The organism is uncultured Arcanobacterium sp., from assembly GCF_947253055.1.
GTDB lineage: Bacteria > Actinomycetota > Actinomycetes > Actinomycetales > Actinomycetaceae > Arcanobacterium_A.
In genome coordinates, this window is record NZ_CAMXYE010000092.1 from 1 (window position 1) to 4587 (window position 4587).

Sequence of the window (4587 nt, forward strand, 5' to 3'; positions counted from 1 at the left end):
CGGGAGACACTCACGGAGTCTTTTCAACAATGCAAAAAAATCGCGAAAGATTGGGAAACTCATTGCTGTACTCCTAACTGTGCGGCAATTAGCTCTGCCCAAGCATTATTACCCTTTGCCAATAGCCTTGGCTCACCGGCGCAAAGCACTTGCCCGCTCCCCATCACCACTACTTGATCTGCTTGTGCAGCAGTATCAATGCGATGAGTGACGAAAATTAAGGTTAAATCTGGGTAAGCTTGGCGAATATTGCTTAAAACTAAAGTCTCGGTTTGGGTATCGAGTGCGGAAGTAGATTCATCGAGTACCAGCAGCGGGCACTGGCGAATCAGTGCCCGCGCGATTGCTAACCGCTGCTTTTGTCCTCCCGATAGATTGCGTGCATTTTCCGTGATATTTAAATCCAGCACGCTATCTTCCGCTAAAGTGGCAGAATTTTCCCGATGGAGATTCGTAGCGCAGGTCAAAGTCAGTACTTTCATCATGTCCGCCGCATCGGCGTGTGGATTAGCTTCTGCGAGAATCGATCTGACGGTGCCGGGGAAAATTATGGGGTCTTGCGGCACGAGAGTCACAGTCTGAGCAATATCTAAATTTGCAGCTAAAATACCTCCAATCATGACTGTGCCGCTGCTGGGGCGATCAAAACCCATGAGCAAACCCAAAGCGGTGGATTTTCCAGAACCAGATAGACCGACTAGAGCGGTAGTTTTCCCAGCAAAAGCTGCAAAATTGACCTCTTTAAGGGCTGGCTCAGTAGCTCCGAGATAAGTGTAACTGGCGTTAATGAAAGCTACGGTGCTACTTTGCGGAAGATCTTCTATCTGACTGCGCTGCACCGCTGTGGGCGGCACCGCTGATTCTCCTGCGCGCGCAGGATCAGTCATTTTAGCCAATACAGCCGCAGACTCTGCCCCCGCAGGAGCGCAAGCCGTCCGTTCAAAAAGTGCGCTCATCGCCGGGAGCGCCGAGATTCCGAAGAATGCTTCATGCCAGCAGGAAGAAAGCGCCGTAAAAGGGCGAAACAGTTCAATAGATAGCAGCGTAATCAGGAATAGTGAATACAGCGGCATAGAACCGGCTCGAATTAAGGCGAATGCTACCACCAAGCCCAGAGCCGGCCCGAGCACTTTCATCATTCCTGATAGGCCCGTTTCCCCTAGAGAGAGGCGAAGCTGCCCCATAGTTGAAGAAAGAAGTTGGCGAGATTGCCGCTCCAATTTCTGGCCGTGATTTTGTGCTGCTCCGAATGATTTGAGAGTAGACATCCCCATCATTGCATCCACGAAATCGGCATTGAGATTCTCATAAGCAATCCAATGCGAGCGCCCCCGGCTCGCCAGCGCTTTATCCCAGAGGCGCGGAATTGCAATAATTGCCACCCCACATACCAGTAAGATTCCAGCTATTAGGGGGCTGATAGTGGCAATGACGAAGGTCAAAACTACCGCCGTCACTACCGTGACAGCTAGCTGGGTGAAATACTTTATAAAATAAGGCTCTATTGCTTCGACTCCATCGCTGAGCACTGATTGGATTTGCCCGGAACGCCCTAAACCGGCGCGCATCGGCCCACGGGCTTCTAATTCAGCTAGCAGTGCCTGCCGCAACTTACTTTTCACCACTAAGCCAGCTCGATTTTGTAAGAGCTGGCCGCAAACTTCGAATAAAGGGCGGACTAAAAGCAGTACGACGATGGCTGCAATTAAGCCCACCATTTTAGGCATATAGCGAGCACCGAGTAATTCCGTAAAAAGCAATGCATTGCATATCGCTGCAGCGATGTATAACGCCGAGACGATGAGCCCCACCAAAATAGCTGGAACTAGCAACCATATCGACAATCCTGCAGCTCGCATCACTAATCTCTGCTTGGTGAGCATAACTTTCTACCTTTTCTCTGCGCCTATTCTCAATTCAATACCTAATTTTCATTGACTAATATACATTATATTACGTAAGGTTAGGCTTGCCTAATAAATTTTCTCGGTTATTAGCTGCGGCCCTCGTCCGCACTTTTACGTTTTACAAGGAGATGTGATGGGCCAGATGTCCAATTCCCGGCACGCACGAAGTATTTGCTACCTAAGTGAAAAAGGGAAATTAGGAGAAATATCTGCACCATGCTGACCACTTCACGGCAACGTTTTCTATTAGAAATTACCCTGTTCCTGCTCCTGATTTGTGCTCTCATAGCAGGAATTATTGTGGGAGCTACCGATATTCCCCTCTCAGCAGCCTTAAAAGGAATCCAAGCCACCCTTACTAACGACATCGCTGATAGCGTCGATTTGAAAATTATTAGCCAAGTGCGTTTCCCCCGCGCGGTATTAGGAGCGGTTATCGGCGCCGGATTAGGAATATGCGGATTAATTACCCAGTCGCTTCTACGCAATCCCCTCGGAGATCCCTATATTCTCGGTATTTCTTCAGGCGCTTCCGCCGGCGCCGCTACTGTAATCGTTTTAGGGACGGCAAATACCTTTCTCTCTGCATTGGGAATCACGCTCGGCGCTTTTTTGGGTGCACTGAGCGCCATCACTTTAGTGACTATTCTTGCTTCGGCAGGTGGCAGAATCACCCCCGCGCGGATAATCTTTGCCGGCATGGCCGTGACCTACCTCTTTTCGGCGCTGACCAGCCTGATAACCTTGATGGCGAAAAACGCCGCCGGCACCAAATCGGTATTATTTTGGACACTTGGATCACTATCTAATGCCACCTGGCACGACGTCGCTTTAGCTACCAGCACCGTCCTCTGCGCTTTCTTATGCTTCTTAGTCTGGGGAAGGCGCGTAGATATTCTCAATCTGGGCGACGATGCAGCAATCTCGCTGGGCACTAGTCCGCGCCTCTATCGAAATCTTCTCTTCCTCGTCGTGGCTTTTACCGTAGCCATCTTGGTATCTCTATCTGGAGCAATCGGATTCGTAGGGCTAGTCGTCCCCCATATAGCTAAACAACTTGTCGGTGCCACTACTCGCGCCGCACTGCCGGTGGCTGCTCTGTGCGGAGCATTGCTAATTGTGGTTGCCGATACCTGCACGCGCGTAGTAATTAGACCCGCCGAACTGCCGATTGGAATTCTGACCGCACTGGTCGGGACCCCAATGCTGATGAGCTTAATCAAGAAATATTCCAAATAAGAAAGGAAAATCAGAAAATGAAAAATAAGATACTCACTAGTGCCATAGGTTTTACTCTTGCCGCCAGCGTGCTCTGCGGCTGTTCCGGTACCAATAACGCTGATAATAACGAAGCAGACGGAGCTATTACCGTTAAAAACTGCGGCGTAGAAACAACTTTCCAGAAGCATCCCCAGAAAATCGTCTCGATGGGCGTGACTGGTTTAGCTTATCTGTTTGCTGCCGGAGCAGAAGATTCCATTATTGCCCGCACCAACGAATGGGGAGAAGCAGCACCTGCTTGGATTGGAAAAAAGGCAGACGGTATTCAGCTACTCTCTGATTCAATCTCGATGGAAGCACTTATGAAACTGCAGCCCGATTTGGCCTATGGCGGTGGATTTAGCTCTGAAAGCACCCATCCGACCACAGTAGCTGAAAAAGGAATTCCGGCAGTAGTAGATGCCGCTGAGTGCGCCTATTTCTATCCCGAACAGCCGGATAACGAATCTTTTGACACGATTTTGAATGAAGTGACCCAACTGGGGAAGATTGCCGGCACTTCGAAGAAAGCCGATGCGAACGTTGCGGAACTAAAATCTCAGCTAGATCAAGTAAGTAAAGAGAAAATTGGTAAAGGGCGCAAAGTGGCCTACGCCTATTACTACGGAGATGACGCCGAACTGTTTAGCTACGGCAATAAGGGAGTAATGGGAGAAATCAATAAAACTCTCGATCTCGTCACCGCTATCGACCCGAATTACCACCCACATCAAGGGCCTATTGCTCCGGAAGCCTTCGTCAAGTCTGATCCAGATGTGATAATTGTGCTCACCGGCATGGGCGGAGCTACCAAAGAAAGCACCCTAGAGCGGCTGGCCAAGATTCCGGGCTACAAAGATATGAAAGCAGTCAAGAACAACCACATTATCTATGCGGAATCAGCTGTAGCTTATGCTTCACCGACCGCAATTTACGGCACCTTTGAGCTCGCTAAGCAGCTGAAAGAATTAGGGAAATAACTCATGCATGATTCTCCCCTCCAGATAGAAAATGCTGGGGTTCGTTTTGAAAATACCCAAGTCCTTGCGAATATCACTTTTGCGGTACCTCCAGGGCAAATTTTAGGTATTGCCGGGCCGAACGGCTCGGGAAAAACGACCCTTATGCGAGCTATGTTTGCAGCTCAACCTCTATCGGAGGGGAGAATCATCCTCAATGGCCAGGAATTGAAAAAACTGCGCCCCGGGCAAGTAGCTAGACGCCTTGCCGTCGTCTCCCAATTTGAACACGATATGGATAGAGCGCGCGTATTCGACATCGTCTTGCTCGGCCGCGCACCGCATCGGAAAGACGTCCAAGGCTATTCAGCGGCAGATCGGAAAATTGCGGAAGAAGCTCTCGCCGCAGTCGGTATGGACTATGCCCAAAATCGCTATATAGATACTCTCTCCGGAGGAGA

Annotated in this window: 4 protein-coding genes; 3 read left to right on the forward strand and 1 reads right to left on the reverse strand. The window is 49.8% G+C overall.

Annotated features, from left to right (window positions below; genetic code table 11):
* Positions 1-59: 59 nt before the first annotated feature.
* A complete protein-coding gene (locus Q0X35_RS06025) occupies positions 60-1883 on the reverse strand; it encodes an ABC transporter ATP-binding protein/permease (RefSeq protein WP_297566534.1) in 1824 nt (607 codons plus the stop codon).
* Between the two features lie 240 nt (positions 1884-2123).
* Between Q0X35_RS06025 and Q0X35_RS06030 the strand changes: the two genes are divergently transcribed.
* From Q0X35_RS06030 to Q0X35_RS06040, 3 genes are all read left to right on the forward strand, one after another.
* Positions 2124-3146: an iron ABC transporter permease gene (locus Q0X35_RS06030; protein WP_297566537.1), complete on the forward strand. Its 1023-nt coding sequence runs from the start codon at positions 2124-2126 to the stop codon at positions 3144-3146.
* A gap of 17 nt (positions 3147-3163) precedes the next feature.
* On the forward strand, positions 3164-4147 hold the full coding sequence (locus tag Q0X35_RS06035) for an ABC transporter substrate-binding protein (RefSeq protein WP_297566539.1): 984 nt from the start codon (positions 3164-3166) through the stop codon (positions 4145-4147).
* A gap of 3 nt (positions 4148-4150) precedes the next feature.
* On the forward strand, positions 4151-4587 hold a 437-nt coding region (locus Q0X35_RS06040; RefSeq protein ID WP_297566541.1), incomplete at its 3' end, for an ABC transporter ATP-binding protein.